The 14183-nt window shown below is 65.4% G+C and carries 12 protein-coding genes; 5 read left to right on the forward strand and 7 right to left on the reverse strand.

Translation table 11 applies throughout. The features are described from left to right. The first annotated feature begins 54 nt into the window (after positions 1-54). Positions 55-333 (forward strand): (2Fe-2S)-binding protein, encoded by a 279-nt coding sequence (locus tag QEP15_RS00650; RefSeq protein WP_056327752.1) that lies wholly within the window; start codon positions 55-57, stop codon positions 331-333. A gap of 29 nt (positions 334-362) precedes the next feature. Here the strand turns inward: QEP15_RS00650 and QEP15_RS00655 are convergent, their stop codons facing one another. After that, on the reverse strand, positions 363-1226 hold the full coding sequence (locus tag QEP15_RS00655) for a LysR substrate-binding domain-containing protein (protein ID WP_280148311.1): 864 nt from the start codon (positions 1224-1226) through the stop codon (positions 363-365). Positions 1227-1358: 132 nt separating this feature from the next. On the opposite strand from QEP15_RS00655, the gene QEP15_RS00660 reads away from it, so the two are divergent. Then, positions 1359-2270 carry a DMT family transporter gene (locus QEP15_RS00660; RefSeq protein ID WP_175156346.1) on the forward strand — a complete coding sequence of 304 codons (912 nt, stop codon included), beginning with the start codon at positions 1359-1361 and terminating at the stop codon, positions 2268-2270. 375 nt (positions 2271-2645) lie between these two features. Next, a complete protein-coding gene (bfr, locus tag QEP15_RS00665; RefSeq protein WP_056327755.1) occupies positions 2646-3122 on the forward strand; it encodes a bacterioferritin in 477 nt (158 codons plus the stop codon). 93 nt (positions 3123-3215) lie between these two features. Here bfr and QEP15_RS00670 read toward each other — a convergent pair whose 3' ends face one another. From QEP15_RS00670 to QEP15_RS00685, 4 genes are all read right to left on the reverse strand, one after another. After that, positions 3216-3890: a hypothetical protein gene (locus tag QEP15_RS00670; RefSeq protein WP_056327756.1), complete on the reverse strand. Its 675-nt coding sequence runs from the start codon at positions 3888-3890 to the stop codon at positions 3216-3218. 37 nt (positions 3891-3927) lie between these two features. Further along, positions 3928-5535: a peptide chain release factor 3 gene (locus tag QEP15_RS00675; RefSeq protein WP_056327757.1), complete on the reverse strand. Its 1608-nt coding sequence runs from the start codon at positions 5533-5535 to the stop codon at positions 3928-3930. A gap of 109 nt (positions 5536-5644) precedes the next feature. Beyond that, positions 5645-6274 carry a LysE family translocator gene (locus tag QEP15_RS00680; RefSeq protein WP_062840156.1) on the reverse strand — a complete coding sequence of 210 codons (630 nt, stop codon included), beginning with the start codon at positions 6272-6274 and terminating at the stop codon, positions 5645-5647. Positions 6275-6319: 45 nt separating this feature from the next. Then, positions 6320-7855 (reverse strand): DEAD/DEAH box helicase, encoded by a 1536-nt coding sequence (locus QEP15_RS00685; protein WP_280148312.1) that lies wholly within the window; start codon positions 7853-7855, stop codon positions 6320-6322. 305 nt (positions 7856-8160) lie between these two features. Between QEP15_RS00685 and QEP15_RS00690 the strand changes: the two genes are divergently transcribed. Beyond that, positions 8161-9633: a YdgA family protein gene (locus tag QEP15_RS00690; protein ID WP_152383123.1), complete on the forward strand. Its 1473-nt coding sequence runs from the start codon at positions 8161-8163 to the stop codon at positions 9631-9633. 131 nt (positions 9634-9764) lie between these two features. After that, positions 9765-11216 (forward strand): YdgA family protein, encoded by a 1452-nt coding sequence (locus QEP15_RS00695; RefSeq protein WP_280148313.1) that lies wholly within the window; start codon positions 9765-9767, stop codon positions 11214-11216. 3 nt (positions 11217-11219) lie between these two features. On the opposite strand, the gene QEP15_RS00700 is transcribed toward QEP15_RS00695, so the two are convergent. Further along, positions 11220-12428 carry a metal-dependent hydrolase family protein gene (locus QEP15_RS00700; protein WP_056327762.1) on the reverse strand — a complete coding sequence of 403 codons (1209 nt, stop codon included), beginning with the start codon at positions 12426-12428 and terminating at the stop codon, positions 11220-11222. Between the two features lie 27 nt (positions 12429-12455). Next, positions 12456-14183: a dipeptide ABC transporter ATP-binding protein gene (locus tag QEP15_RS00705; RefSeq protein ID WP_062840160.1), complete on the reverse strand. Its 1728-nt coding sequence runs from the start codon at positions 14181-14183 to the stop codon at positions 12456-12458.

Below are 14183 nucleotides of genomic sequence, written 5' to 3' on the forward strand. Positions count from 1 at the left end.
TTTATTTGCGCAAAGGGCTTGTCAGGGCATCAATATTTTTCGATAATCATTCGCATGTACATTTGCGTATGTAATGCCATCACCGAACGCCAAGTCCGCGCCAGCGTGGACGCCGGCGCGACGACGCTTTCCGACCTGCAGTTCGAGCTGGGCGTGGCCACGTGCTGCGGCTGCTGCGCGGCAACCGCCGCCGAATACCTGCCGGGCGGCCGCTGCTCCAGCGTGTGCGACGTGCGCTCCATCGCGGTTCCGGTCAATGCTCCCGCCCTTGTCGAATCGGACACGCCGGCTGCCAACAGCAGCTTCCCGATTCCGCTGGTCGCCATCGCCTGAGCATTGGTGTCTTTACCGGCTCGCTGCCTTCATGCGGCGAGCCGCGTCATTTCCTTCTCGCAAAAATCCCTGATATCCATCGCCAGCTGACGCGCGGGTTCACGTGCGGGGCCGGCCACGCATAACGCCAATTCCGAAGGCGGCACCGCGGGCAGGCCCACGTCCAGGATCCGGTGGCCGGCGCCGATGCAGCGGCGTTCCAGCAGCGCGATGCCCAGGCCGCCGGCCAGGGCGGCCTGCACCCCCGACAGGTTCGGGCTTTCATAGGCGATGCGCCAGCGCCGTCCTGCCGATTCCAGCGCGTGGATCGCACGGTTGCGGTAGATGCAGCCCTGCGGAAAGGCGACCAGGGGCACCGGCGCCTCCGCGCCCAGGGCAAGCTGCACCGAATCGCTACCGATCCAGTGCAGCCGTTCCGGCCATGCCGCCAACGCCGCGCCCGCACCCGGCTCACGCTTGAGCAACGCCACGTCCAGATCCCCGCGCTCCAGGCTGCGGGTCAGGACGGCGGTCAGATCGCAACGCACCGACAACTGCACGCCCGGCCGTGCCCGCGCGAATTGGGCGACGACAGCCGTCAGCGCGTCGACCGCAAAATCGTCCGGAATGCCCAGGCGGATCACGTCCACGCGCTTGCGGCCGCTGACGGCTTCGCGGACCTCGGTGGATAACGCCAGCATCCGGCGCGCGTAACCCAACAGGCGTTCGCCTTCCTCGGTGAGCTGGACCTGGCGGCCCTCGCGCAGAAACAGCGGGCATTCCAGCGTGTCTTCAAGCTTGCGGATCTGCTGGCTGACGGTGGACTGGCTGCGGTGCACGCGTTCGCTGGCGGCTGTGAATCCGCCGGCATCCACTACCGACACAAAGCTGTGCAAAAGATCGAGATCAAGCATGGGGCGCCCCGAGCCATTTAATTTTCAAATACTTTCGATCCGAATAAAGAGTTTGTCAATGGATGGGGCCGCGAGGAGAATGCCTGCATCCCGCCGCCACCGCGGTTGCAGTCCCACATTGCCGGATCCGCCATGAAGGCTCTATCCACCCCTGCTTGCGCCTTGCCCGCGAACGACCGCCCTGGCATCAGCCTGGCGCCGATCGCCGCGTTCTGCATTCTGTGGAGTTCGGCCTTTGCCGCCGCGAAGATCGCGGTGCGCGATTGCCCGCCGCTCACACTGCTGACGATCCGTTTCCTGATTGCGGGCGCGCTGATGCTGGGACTGGCAGCGGCCAGCGGCCGCTGGAAGCTGCCTTCCGGCCGCGACCTGGCGGCGCTGGTCCTGCTGGGGGTGCTCAACAACGCGCTGTATCTGGGCCTGAGCTGGTCGGGGATGACCACGGTGTCGTCCGCGTTCACGGCCGTGCTCATCAGCACGAATCCGCTGCTCATCGGCGTGCTGGCCGGGCCAATGCTGGGCGAGCGGCTGAGCTGGCGCAAAATGCTCGGGCTGTGCCTGGGCCTGGCGGGCGTCGCCCTGGTGTTGCGGTCGCGTTTGACCGGCATGCAGGAAGACCTGCACGGGACGCTGCTCGTCACGGGTGGCCTGGTGGCGCTGGTGGCCGGCACGCTGCTCTACAAGCGGCTCAAGCCCACTTCCGGTCTGTGGACGTCGACCGGCATCCAGTCGCTGGCCGGCGCCGCGGCGCTGCTGCCATTTGCGCTGGCCACCGAGAGCCTGGGCGATGCGCGCCTGACCACGAGCCTGATCTGGAGCATGGCCTACATGATCGTGGCGGTGTCGATGGGCGGCTATTACCTGTGGTTCATGATCCTGGGCCGCGCCAGCGCCACGTCGGCGAGCGCGCTGCATTTCCTGATGCCGCCATTGGGCCTGCTCTTCGGATGGGTGGTGCTGCGCGAGCCCGTTTCGTGGCTGGACCTGCTGGGCATCGTTCCCATCGCGTTCGGCATCTGGCTCGCGACGCGGCGCACCGCGTAAGTTGAGAGCGGTCAATACGGCCCGCTGCGGTTGCTGATATGCAACGGGCGCGCGTTGCGCTGGCAGGGAGGGATCGCACACCATCAATGCGCATCCCGCGCACAAAGTCCCGGCATGCGCGCGCCCCATTCGGCGTGACGCGCATCGCAAAGCCGCGCCAATCCGTCCCCGAGCGTGCAAGGCCTCACGCACGCATACTCATTCTCATTAGCCTGTCGCTTTCTTGTTGCGCTCCTAAAGCCGTTTACCAAATGCAGCGCAAGGCTAGGCGCGGCCCTCCGCCGAATGGTAGTCTGCACGGGTTGCGTACGCGCGGCATCGTGCGCTCCTTTGTCGCGATGCGCTCGCGTCGCGCCTGACTGCAAGGAGTCCATCATGAAAGGCGACAAAACCGTCATCCAGTTTCTCAACAAGCAACTGACCAATGAGCTGACGGCCATCAACCAATACTTCCTGCATGCCCGCATGCTGAACCATTGGGGCTTCGACAAGCTGGGCAAGCACGAGTACGAAGAATCGATCGGCGAAATGAAGCATGCCGATCGTCTGATCGCCCGCATTTTCATGCTGGACGGCCTGCCCAATCTGCAAGACCTGCACAAGCTGCTGATCGGTGAAGACGTGCCGGAACTGCTGGCCTGTGACCTGAAGCTCGAGACGGCTGCCCAGGCAACCGTCAAGGAAGCCATTGCGTATTGCGAATCGGTGCGGGACTACGTGTCGCGCGATCTCTTCCAGGACATCCTGGACGACACCGAAGAGCACATCGACTACCTGGAAACCCAGATCGACCTGATCGACAAGGTCGGCATCCAGAACTACCTGCAAAGCCAGATGTCCGTGCCCGAATAAGGCACTTGGCTGCAAAAGAAATGGCGCCCCGCGGGGCGCCATTTTTTATGCTGGAAAGCTGTACAGGCAGGCTGATATGCCGCTGCAGAGACCTTACTGCGGACGGGCCGGGCATTCGGCCATCGTGCCCCAGGCGCGGTTCGGCGCGCAGTACTTGTTGCGCGCGTTCCAGGAACACGAGGGACGCTCGAAGAAGCCTTGCGTGGCGCATTGGGCCAGTTCGCGCCGCAGCGCATCCTGCCAGCCCTGGGCGCCGGGTGCCGGCGCCGTGTTGGGCGGCGGCGGGGGCGCCTGCACCATTTGCGGCGTGCCGTAGCTGCCGCCGGCGGCCACGCCGCCATTGATGGCGGTCGACGTGCCCGGAACCAGCAGGTCCATGGTGCTGACGTCCGACGTGCCCGAGGGCAGCGGCACGTGCGACGAGGCAGCGATTTCGCGCGCCTGTTCGGGGCTGATGCGTTCGCGCGAGATCTGGACAGCGGGGTCGCTGACCGTGTCGAACAGCGACACGGTATTGACCTGCCATTCGCGGTCGGCCGGCTTGTCCGGCACGCCCAGCGTGCCATCGATGCGCGGTTGCGGAGGCTGCGCCACGTACGGACGGCCATTGGCGTCCAGCACGGGCTGCTGGGACGCGGCGGCGTCCTGCCCAGGAGCGGGCGCGGCCGCGGGCGCGTGCGCCACCAGCCAGTCACCCAGTTGAATACCGCCCCAAGCCGACGCGCCGAGCGCGATCAGGAGCGTTGCGATCAAAAAACGCCAAGACATTGCTACCCTCAATCTGCCGTGCGGAACCCGAACGGGTCTACGCTTTGTCTCCGAAAACCTTGCCGCCGTGCTCCCGCATGGCATGGAATTTCACATCGGGATACAGTTCCTCGGCGACGCGCAACTGCGCGGGAGAACCGATCAAAAACGCCGCAGCATCGACCACATCATAGGCGATATGGGCGGCATTGGCATCCATGAACTTGCGTAGCGCCTTCGGGTTTTCAGACGTAATCCAACGTGCCATTGTGTAGCGCGACGGCAGCATCCGGGCATCGACGCCATACTCGGTCTTCAGGCGGTGCGCGACCACTTCGAACTGCAGTTGGCCGACCGCGCCCAAGAGCAGCGAGCCGCCGGCGACATCGGGACGGAACACCTGAATGGCGCCTTCCTCGCCCAATTGGGTGAGGCCGGTGCGCAGCTGCTTCGTGCGCAGCGGGTCTTTCACTTCGACCGCCTGGAACAGTTCCGGGGCGAAGAACGGCAGCCCGGTGAACTGCAGGGTCTCGCCTTCGGTCAGCACGTCGCCCAGTTGCAGCACGCCGTGGTTGGGGATGCCGATGACGTCGCCGGCATAGGCCTCGTCCAGGAGTTCGCGGCGCTGCGACAGGAACGACACCACGTTGTTCGGGCGCATTTCCTTGTTGGTGCGCGCCACTTTCAGGCGCATGCCGCGTTCAAAGCGGCCGGAGCTCACGCGCACGAAGGCAACGCGGTCGCGGTGCGCCGGGTCCATGTTGGCCTGCACCTTGAAGACGACGCCGGTGAACTTGGGTTCTTCGGGCTGTACTTCGCGTTGCAGGGCCGTGCGCGGGCCCGGGGGCGGCGCCTGGTCGACCAGGGCGTCCAGCACTTCCTGCACGCCGAAGTTGTTGATGGCGGAACCGAAGAACACGGGCGTCTGCTTGCCGGCCAGGAACTGGTCGCGGTCGAACGCCGGCGCTGCTTCGTTGATGAGCTCGATCTCGCCGCTGGCCTGATCGAACGCGCCGCCAAAGCGCTTGGCGATCTCGGGGTTGGTCAGGCCTTCGATGAAGTCGTCGTTGTCGGAGCGGCGCTCCTGGCCAGGACGGAACACGCGCATGCGATCGCGGCGGATGTCGAACACCCCGCCGAACGACTTGCCCATGCCCACCGGCCACGAGAACGGCACGGCGTCCATGCCCAGGTGCCCTTCGATTTCCGACAGCAGTTCCAGGGGCTCGCGCACTTCGCGGTCCATCTTGTTGATGAACGTGATGATCGGCGTGTTGCGCGCGCGGCAGACCTGCAGGAGGCGGATGGTCTGCGGCTCGACGCCGTTGGCCGCGTCGATCACCATCAGCGCGGCGTCCACCGCCGTCAGCACGCGGTAGGTGTCTTCGGAGAAGTCCTGGTGGCCCGGGGTGTCGAGCAGGTTGATGACGCAGTCGCGATATTCCATCTGCATCACCGAGGACGCCACGGAGATGCCGCGCTGCTTTTCGATTTCCATCCAGTCGGACGAGGCATGGCGCGACGCCTTGCGCGCCTTGACGCTGCCGGCGATCTGGATCGCGCCTGCGAACAGCAGCAGCTTTTCCGTCAGCGTGGTCTTGCCCGCGTCAGGGTGGGAAATGATGGCGAACGTACGGCGCCGTGCGACTTCGTTGGAAATGCTCATATCGGAGGTTTCTGCTTGGCGCCGTCAATCAGGCCGGCGCGGTCCGGTGTCGTGCACGAAAACATGTGGGGCACGCGCCGTTGCCGGCACGTGCCCCACGCTTTTTGATTCAGTTGTGGCGGCGGAAGGTCGCCAGGAACACGCCCGCCAGGATGAACAGCGACCCGAAGGTCCGGTTCATCCAGCGGATGTGCTTGGCATCGCGCAAGAGGCGCAACACGCGCGCCGCCAGCAGCGTATACACGCCCATCGCCACCAGGTCGGTGAACGCCAGCGTTGCCGCCAGCGCCGCGTACTGCGGCGTCAAGGAGAGCGCGGGGTCCACGAATTGCGGCACCACGGCCAACAGGAACACGGTGCCCTTGGGGTTCATGGTGTTGATCAGGAAACCGCGCATCACCAGATCGCGGATGGACGCCTTGCGGGGATCGCCCGCGTCCACCGCAACGGGTGCGGCGTCCGTGCGGATCTGGCGCACGCCGAGGTAGACCAGGTAGGCCACGCCCAGGTACTTGACGACGTTGAACGCCATTTCCGAGGTGGCGAGCACGGCGCCCAGGCCCACGGCCACCACGACGAACTGGAACAGGATGCCCAGGATCAGGCCTGCCGTGTTCCAGTAGCCGCGCGCAAAGCCGTATTTCAGGCCTGACGACATGGCCGAGATCGCGCCGGCGCCCGGTGAGAACGAAATGGCCCAGGAGGCCAGGAAGAACGTCAACCAGGTGGATAAAGGCATGATGGCGCGGGTCCGTGGGTCGCAGTGTCGGGGTTGCCAGTGATATTACTTGCTCAGCAGCGCGGCGCGGGGCGCACCGCCCGGACGGCCTTGGCCTGAGCGGCCTTCGGCCGGGCGGCCGGCGGGCGCATTGCCTGCCGGGCGCGACGAACCTTCGGGACGGCGGTTCTGCTGGGGACGGCCCTCGGCGCGGCCGGCGTGAGCCGGACGGTCGGCGGGCTTGCCGTCGCGCGAACCGGCATTGCCACGGCCTTCACCGGTGCGGGCCGGCGCGGGCGCACGGCCGCCTGCCGCCGCGCGCGGCTGGCCCTGGGCGGGACGCGAGCGGCCCGAGCCGCCGTTGCCGCCACGGCCGCCATTGCGATGGCCGCCGCGCATGTTGCGCGTGTCTTCGTCGCGCTCCTGGCGCTCGAACGATGCTGCGCTGGTGGCCGGAGGCGTCCAGCCTTCCACCGGCTTGCGCTCGATGGTCTTCTTGATCAGGCGCTCGATGTCCTTGAGCAGCTTGATCTCGCTGTTGTCGACCAGCGAGACCGCGGCGCCGGTGGCGCCCGCGCGGCCCGTGCGGCCGATGCGGTGGACGTAGTCTTCCGGCACGTTGGGCAGCTCGAAGTTCACGACCTGGGGCAGCTGGTCGATGTCCAGGCCACGGGCTGCGATGTCGGTGGCGACCAGCACGGTCACGGTGCTGTCCTTGAAGCCGGCCAGCGCGCGCGTGCGGGCCGACTGGCTCTTGTTGCCGTGGATGGCCGCGGCGGTCAGGCCGTCCTTGACGAGCTTTTCGGCCAGGCGGTTGGCGCCGTGCTTGGTGCGCGTGAAGACCAGCACCTGATGCCAGCCGCTTTCACGGATGATGTGGCTGATCAGGTCGCGCTTGTGGTGCTGCTCGACCATGTGCACGGTCTGCGTGACGAGTTCGGTGGCGGTGTTGCGCGGGGTGACCGAGACTTCGCCCGGATTGTTCAGCACGCCGCGCGCGAGCGTACGGATCTCGTCGGAGAACGTGGCCGAGAAGAGCAGGTTCTGGCGCTGCTTGGGCAGCAGGGCGAGAATCTTGCGGATGTCGCGGATGAAGCCCATGTCCAGCATGCGGTCGGCTTCGTCCAGCACCAGGATTTCCACGCCCGACAGGTCCACCGTCTTCTGGCCGCAGTGGTCCAAGAGGCGGCCCGGGGTGGCGACCAGGATGTCCAGCGGCTTGCGCAGCGCGGAGATCTGGGGGTTGATATTGACGCCGCCGAACATCACCATGGACGTCAGCGAGGTGTACTTGCCATAGGTCTGCACCGATTCGGCCACCTGCGCGGTCAGTTCACGCGTCGGGGTCAGGATCAGGCAACGGGGGCGGCCGGGCTTGCGAGCCTCGGGCTTTTTCTGCGACAACAGGTGCAGGATCGGCAGCGTGAAACCGGCGGTCTTGCCGGTGCCGGTCTGGGCGGCTGCAAGCAGGTCGCCGCCTTTCAGCACTTGGGGAATGGCCTGGGCCTGAATGGGCGTGGGCGCGGTGTAGCCGGTATCGGCAATGGCGCGCAACAGCGAATCAGCCAGCCCGAGGTCGGCGAAAGGGGAAGTGGTAGTCAAAACAGCTCCAGCGGCAGCCTGTCGCTCTATTTGAGAGACTCCAATCCAGGCGGTCGGTATAAGGAGAAAAGGGAAGCGCCCATCAGGGGCGAAGCTTGGCAGCGAAGGGCCTAGCGGACGTGCGCAGATTGGCTTGGCGCACGAAGCGGATTGTAGCTGATGTGGCGGCGCAGCAAGTGGTCAAAAGGTCCCTATAGAATCAAACAGCAATATTTCGTATTAACTTCGAACAAAATAAGTGTTTTCCCTAGTCGGCCCTCCCTATAATCCGTCGGCTTTCATCTATTCAAAATAAAAGGGATGCAATGAAGAAATCGGCAATAGTTGGCATCGTCGTCGCGCTGGGCGCGGTCTGGACCGGCACGGCCTGGTACACGGGCCAAAAGGCCGAGGAATTCGTCAAGCAGGCCATCGAGGACTCGAACGTCGAGCTCAAGAAGGTCGCCGACAAATGGGGCATCAATGCCGTCGCCGAACTGGTCTCGTTCGACCGCGGCGTCTTCACCTCGGTGTCGCGCTACCGCATCAAGTTCACCACGCCCGCCGCTGACGGCAAGCCCGCGCAAGAGCGCGACGTGGTGTTCGTCGAACACCTGAGCCACGGTCCCCTGCCGTTCTCCAACCTGAAGTCGGGCAAGTTCATGCCGGCCATGGTGGCCAGCGATTTCGCGCTGGAAGAGACGGACACGGTCAAGGACTGGTTCGCCGCCGCCAAGGGCGCCGTGCCGCTCTCGGGCCACTACAGCGTCAGCTACGGCAAGGACATTTCCGGCAAGTTCAACATGGCGCCGGTTGAAGTCGCCAAGGACGCCACCAAGCTCGTCTTCTCGGGCATGAAGGGCGACTTTGAATACGCCACCTCCACCAAGCGCGGCGTCTTCGACGTGGCGGCCGACAGCCTGGAGCTCTCGGGCCCGTCCGACAACAGCGACATCACCGCCATGGCGGTCAAGGGCATCAGCCTGACCAGCGACCTGAAGCCGGCTGCCAACGAGATGTACGTCGGCAGCCAGAAGTTGACGTTCAAGGACTGGACGATCACGTCCCGCGAAAAGCCGCCCGTCCAGTTCAAGGACACGTCCATCGCCGTGGACATGACCGAGAACGGCCCGGCCATGGGCGCCAAGATGGCCGTGGACTTCGGCATGATCAACGTGCAGGCCAAGGACGTGGCCGGCATGAAGCTGGTCGTCGACGCGCAGAACCTGGACTCCAAGGCGCTGAAGTCGCTGAACGACGTCTATGAAGCCGCCTCGCGCCGCATGCTGCAAAGCCAGGGCGAAGAGCAGACGCCGCAGTTCACGGAAGAAGAAAAGGCCGTGCTCAAGACCAACTTCGAGCAGCTCTTGGCCGGCAACCCGACGCTGGCCGTGTCCCCGCTGGAAGTGCGCACCGCCAACGGTACGTCGACCTTCAACCTGAACCTGGCGCTGGTCAAGCCGGCCGCGCTGGAAGGCGAGGCCTCCGACATGGCGTTGCAGGCTTTGAAGAAGCTGGATGCCAAGCTGGTGCTGTCCAAGGGCAACCTGGCGGACCTGATGGCCATCGAACCGCAAATGCGCGGCGTGGCCCCCGAGCAGGCCGCGCAGACCGCCAAGGGCCAGGTGGAAATGGTCGGCACCATGGCCACCGCGATGGGTCTGGGCAAGGTCGAGAACAACAACATCGTCACCTACCTGAACTACGCCGACGGCCAGGTGGACTTCAACGGCAAGAAGATGCCGCTGCAGCAGTTCCTGATGATGGCGATGGGCGGCGTGATGGGCGGCATGCGCTAAGCTGCCGCAAAACGAATGGCGCGCCGCAATCGTCTGGGCGCGCCTGACACGGGCTGTCCTGCGACAGCCCGTTTTTCTTTGACGCGACCGATCGCGGTAATGGCGGGGTTTCAAAAACGGACAGGGGCAACATGAACAAGCGGATCGTGGCGGGTGGCGCGTTGGTGGCGGTGGTGGCCGCGGCGTGGGTCGGCACCGCGTGGTACACCGGCAAGCAAATAGAAGCCCGGCTGGCGCAGGACGTGCAGGTGTTGAATGCGCAGGCGCAGCGCCTGGGTGCGAAGGTGGGCGTGCCCGTGACGCTGGAACTGCTGTCGTTCGAACGCGGCGTGTTTTCTTCCGAAGCGCGGTTCGGTGCGAAGGTCACCGTGCCGTCTGGCCGCAAACCCGCCGAGAAGGCGTTTGCGTTCACGAGCAACATTGAACACGGTCCGTTTCCCGCCTCTCGGCTTGCGTCAGGCGACGTCGCGCCCGTGATGGCGGCGGGCCGGCTGCACATGACGCAGACGCCCGATGCGGCCGCCTGGTTCGCGGCCGCAGGCGGATCGGCGCCGGCAACGGCGAACTTTCTAGTCGCGTATGGCCGCGACTTTTCCGGCAATGTGGCGCTGGCGCCCGTCAAGTATGCCGACGCTCCGATCACGTTCGACTTCTCGGGTTTGCAGGCGCAGGTCGAACATGCCGGTGACGGCACGCGCGATGCGGTGTCATTGGCCATCGGCAAGGCCTCGCTGACCGAAGTGATCAAGGGCAACCCTTACACGCTGACCCTGGATGATCTGGCGTTATCGCATGAACTGACGGGCGCACCCGAGTCCACCGCAAGCAGCACGACGCTGACGGTGAAGCAATGGGCTTCCGATCTGGACAAGCTGCCATTGGGCCTGAAGGACATTGCGCTGACGCTGGGTTCGGACGGAACCCCCGAGCGCATGACCGGCAAGATGACGCTCGATGTCGGCAGCATCAGCGTGCGCCACCTGCATGTGGCCAAGCTGCAGATGGCGGCGAGCGGCAAGGACTTGGATGTTGCGTCGCTCAAGGCGTTTCAGGACGCCACCGCAAGCGCGCCGTTGCAAGCGCAAAAGGCCGATCCGCTTTCGGGCGACGGAATGCTTGCCGCGTCGCATATGTTGAAGTTTCTTCTGGCCCGCCCCAGCTTCACGCTGTCGACGCTGCAGGTCGACACGGCGCGTGGCACGTCGACGCTCAGCCTGGATATCGGCCTGGACGCGCCGTCGTTCTGGAAGCGCGACCCTATCGCCATCATCAAGGAAGTCGTGCGCAACGTGAGCATGCGGATGAAGCTGTCGCCGGAGAACATGGCCGATGTGATCGCGGCGCGGGCGGAATTGAAGGGCGCGACGCGTGAGGCGGCCCGGTCGGCGGCCGAGCGGGAAGCCGCAGGCGTGCGCGGCCTGGTCGCGGCAACATCCTGGGCCCGTATCGAGGACGGCGTGATCCAGTTCGAGGCGGACTACCGCGATGGTCAAGTCGACATCAACGGAAAGCGCATACCCATCGAAATGTTCCTGGGCCAGATGTTCATGCGCAACTCGCAGGGCGCCGCACCGGCGCCCTGAGGTTCAGAACGGCAAGGCGCCCGCCGCAAGTTCGCCGTTGCGCAGCACGGCCACGTGAAAGCGCTTGTCGGCGGCCTTCATGATGTCTTCGGCGGGGTCGCCCTGCACCAGCAGCAGGTCGGCCACCTTGCCCTCGGCAATCACGCCGTGATCGGTCATGCCCATCAGGTCATGGCCGCGTGACGTGCCGGCGATCAACGCGTCCACCGGCGTCATGCCAAATTCCACCATGTACGCCAGCTCCATCGCGTTCTCGCCGTGCAGATTGAACGGCGTGCCCGCGTCGGTGCCCAGCGCGATGCGCCCGCCCGCCTTGTAGTACATCTGGAACGACTCGCGATGCCGCTGTTCCACCGCGCGGGCCTTTTCCACCGCGTAGGCGGGAATGCCGTTGTCGGCATTGGCGATGATGTTGCGCACGGCGGCGATGGTCGGCACCAGGTAGGTCTCGGCCTCCAGCATCTCGCGCAGGCAGTCGTCGTCCATGAAGATGCCGTGCTCGATCGAATCGATGCCCGCGCGCACCGCATTCAGGATGCCTTGCGTGCCCTGCGCGTGACTGGCGGTGCTTTTGCGAAAGCGCTTGGCCTCGTGCACGCCCGCTTTCATCTCGTCGAAGCTGTAGTGCGCGTCCATGGGACTGACGCCCGGCGTCATGACGCCGCCCGTGGCCATGATCTTCACGAGGTCGCAGCCCGCGTGGACCTGTTCGCGCACCGCCTTGACGACTTCCTCGCAGCCGTCGGCCACGCGGCCGATGCGGTTGCCGTGGCCGCCCGTCATGCAGATGATGCGGCCCGAGGCCTTGATGGTGGGGCCGGGGAACACGCCACGCGCAATGGCGTCGCGCACGCCGAATTCCAGATAATCCTTGCCGCCGCAGTCGCGTAGCGCCGTGACGCCGCCGCGTAGGCTGGCCTGCGCGTTCTCCAGCGCGGTCAGCGTGATCTGCGCCGGACCTTGCTTGCTCAATTGCGCGTTGGGGTCCGCACCGCCCGTGTAGACCAGATGCACGTGGCAATCGGCCAGGCTGGGCATGAGCGTCATGCCGGTGGTGTCCACGCGGGCGCCTGCATAGCCTGAGAATTCCGCTGCCGGCGCCACGCGGGCCACGCGCGCGCCTTCGACCAGCACGCCGTGTCCGGGCAGCGTCTGCCCTTCTCCGTCGAATACCTTGCCGCCGATGAAAAGGGTTTGCCGTGTCGCGGTCATGTCAGTAGGCTCCGGGGGCGCGCGGTGTCAGCTCACCACGTCCAGCCCCTCGCGGGACATGGACTGCAGGCGGGGCATCAGGCCGAGCAGGTGTTGGCTGTAGGGATGCTGCGGATGTTCGAACAGGGATTCGGTGTCGGCCACTTCCAGCAGTTCGCCGTGGCGCATCACGCCGACGCGGTCGCACATCTGCCGGATCACCGGCAGGTCGTGGCTGATGAACAGCATGGTCAGGCCCAGCTCTTCCTGCAGGTCCTTGAGCAGGTTCAGGATCTGCGCCTGGATGGACACGTCCAGCGCCGAGGTGGGTTCATCGCAGATCAAAAAGCGCGGCCGCGTGGCCAGCGCGCGCGCGATGCAGATGCGTTGGCGTTGCCCGCCCGAGAACTCGTGCGGAAAGCGTTCGGCGGCGCGGCTGCCCAACCCCACCACGTCCAGCAGATCGGCCACGATGCGGCGCGTTTCGGCTTCGCTGGCGGCCAGCTTGTGAAAGCGGATTGGCTCGGCCACGATGTCCAGCACGCGCATGCGCGGGTTCAGCGACGAGAACGGATCCTGGAAGATCATCTGGATCTGCCGCCGGAACGGGTTCAGTTCCTTCTCGCCCTTGAGCGCCGTGAGATCGGTGCCGCCAAACGTGACCGAACCTTCGCTGGGCGTGTAAAGCCCCGAGATCAACCGCGCCACCGTCGATTTGCCGGAGCCCGATTCGCCGACCAGGCCAAAGACCTCGCCTTCGCCGATGGACAGGTTCACGCGTTTGACCGCGTCCAGCGTGCGCTGGTTGCGCTTGAAGAAGGCGCTCTTGAGCACGAACCGCATCGACAGGTCGCGCGCCTGGACCAGCGGGCCTTCCGTGCGCTTGCCGAAGTCGCGGCGCTGGCCCAGCCAGTGCGTGGCCAGGTCCAGCGGCTGCGCGGGCGTCTTCACGTCCTCGATGTAGGTCACCAGCGGAAAGCGCCGCAGCTTGATGTCCGGACGCGGCACGGCCGAGATGAGGCTGCGGGTGTAGGGGTGGTCGGGGTCGCCCAGGATCTTGGCCGTGGGGCCTTGTTCCACCAGCTTGCCGTGATACAGCACGGCCACGCGGTCGGTCACGTCGGCGATCACGCCCATGTCGTGCGTGATGATGATCATGCCGACCTGCTCTTCGCGGCACAGCTTTCTGAGCAGATCCAGGATCTGCGCCTGGATGGATACGTCCAGCGCGGTGGTGGGCTCGTCGGCAATGATGACTTCGGGTTCGCAGCACAACGCCAGCGCAATCACCACGCGCTGGCGCATGCCGCCCGAGAACTGATGGGGATACTGCTGCACGCGCAGTTCGGGCTGGTCGATGCCGACCTGCGCCAGAAGCTGCACGGCGCGCTTTTTTGCCGCGTCGTGCGTCAGATCCAGATGCACCAGCATCGTTTCCACCAGCTGGCTTTCGACGGTCTGCAGCGGGTCGAGCGAGGTCAGCGGATCCTGGAAGATCATGCCGATGCGCCGGCCTCGAACCTTGCGCTTCTGCGCGGGTGTGAGCGTATCGATGCGTTCGCCGTTCAGTAGCACCGCGCCGCCCGCCAGGCGGCCGGGCGCTTCGAGCAGGCCGATGACGGCGTTGCCGATCGTGGACTTGCCCGCGCCGGATTCACCGACCACGCCCAGGATCTCGCCTTTCTCAAGCGCGAGCGATACGCCGTCCACCGCCACCAGCGTGCCGCGGCGGCTGGGGAATTCGATGCGGATGTCTTCGATGTTCAGAAGGGCCAT

This window comes from Achromobacter mucicolens (assembly GCF_029866465.1).
GTDB lineage: Bacteria > Pseudomonadota > Gammaproteobacteria > Burkholderiales > Burkholderiaceae_B > Achromobacter > Achromobacter mucicolens.

What these genes read in the sequence shown, in the direction of transcription:
- QEP15_RS00650 (WP_056327752.1), top strand. Translation starts at nt 55, where the DNA reads ATGTACATTTGCGTATGTAATGCCATCACCGAACGCCAAGTCCGCGCC.
- QEP15_RS00655 (WP_280148311.1), bottom strand. Translation starts at nt 1,226, where the DNA reads ATGCTTGATCTCGATCTTTTGCACAGCTTTGTGTCGGTAGTGGATGCC.
- QEP15_RS00660 (WP_175156346.1), top strand. Translation starts at nt 1,359, where the DNA reads ATGAAGGCTCTATCCACCCCTGCTTGCGCCTTGCCCGCGAACGACCGC.
- bfr (WP_056327755.1), top strand. Translation starts at nt 2,646, where the DNA reads ATGAAAGGCGACAAAACCGTCATCCAGTTTCTCAACAAGCAACTGACC.
- QEP15_RS00670 (WP_056327756.1), bottom strand. Translation starts at nt 3,890, where the DNA reads ATGTCTTGGCGTTTTTTGATCGCAACGCTCCTGATCGCGCTCGGCGCG.
- QEP15_RS00675 (WP_056327757.1), bottom strand. Translation starts at nt 5,535, where the DNA reads ATGAGCATTTCCAACGAAGTCGCACGGCGCCGTACGTTCGCCATCATT.
- QEP15_RS00680 (WP_062840156.1), bottom strand. Translation starts at nt 6,274, where the DNA reads ATGCCTTTATCCACCTGGTTGACGTTCTTCCTGGCCTCCTGGGCCATT.
- QEP15_RS00690 (WP_152383123.1), top strand. Translation starts at nt 8,161, where the DNA reads ATGAAGAAATCGGCAATAGTTGGCATCGTCGTCGCGCTGGGCGCGGTC.
- QEP15_RS00695 (WP_280148313.1), top strand. Translation starts at nt 9,765, where the DNA reads ATGAACAAGCGGATCGTGGCGGGTGGCGCGTTGGTGGCGGTGGTGGCC.
- QEP15_RS00700 (WP_056327762.1), bottom strand. Translation starts at nt 12,428, where the DNA reads ATGACCGCGACACGGCAAACCCTTTTCATCGGCGGCAAGGTATTCGAC.
- QEP15_RS00705 (WP_062840160.1), bottom strand. Translation starts at nt 14,183, where the DNA reads ATGGCCCTTCTGAACATCGAAGACATCCGCATCGAATTCCCCAGCCGC.